1 rRNA gene is annotated in these 407 nt (G+C 47.4%); it reads left to right on the top strand.

Annotated features, from left to right (window positions below):
- Positions 1 to 123 precede the first annotated feature (123 nt).
- Positions 124 to 407: ribosomal RNA gene (locus lacNas_RS06830) — 16S ribosomal RNA — on the top strand; the annotation flags it as partial.

Raw genomic sequence — 407 nt, 5'->3', positions numbered from 1 at the left:
GTTGGTACTTTGAAAACTGAACAAAGTTTCGCAGTGTGCGGGTCAAACAAAGTTTGATCCAATCAAATAAGCGAAGTCAATTCGCAAGCAAATAATCTGGAGCAGATTAAAAAGGCTCAATTTCAAATTGAGAGTTTGATCCTGGCTCAGGACGAACGCTGGCGGCGTGCCTAATACATGCAAGTCGAGCGAGCTGAATTCAAGGATTCCTTCGGGATGATTTGTTGGACGCTAGCGGCGGATGGGTGAGTAACACGTGGGCAATCTGCCCTAAAGACTGGGATACCACTTGGAAACAGGTGCTAATACCGGATAACAACATGAGTCGCATGACTCAAGTTTGAAAGGCGGCGCAAGCTGTCACTTTAGGATGAGCCCGCGGCGCATTAGCTAGTTGGTGAGGTAAC

This window comes from Lactobacillus nasalidis, from assembly GCF_016587775.1.
In the GTDB taxonomy this organism is placed as follows: domain Bacteria; phylum Bacillota; class Bacilli; order Lactobacillales; family Lactobacillaceae; genus Lactobacillus; species Lactobacillus nasalidis.
Note: the sequence above shows the minus strand (reverse complement) of the source record. Positions and strands in the feature narration are given on the sequence as shown.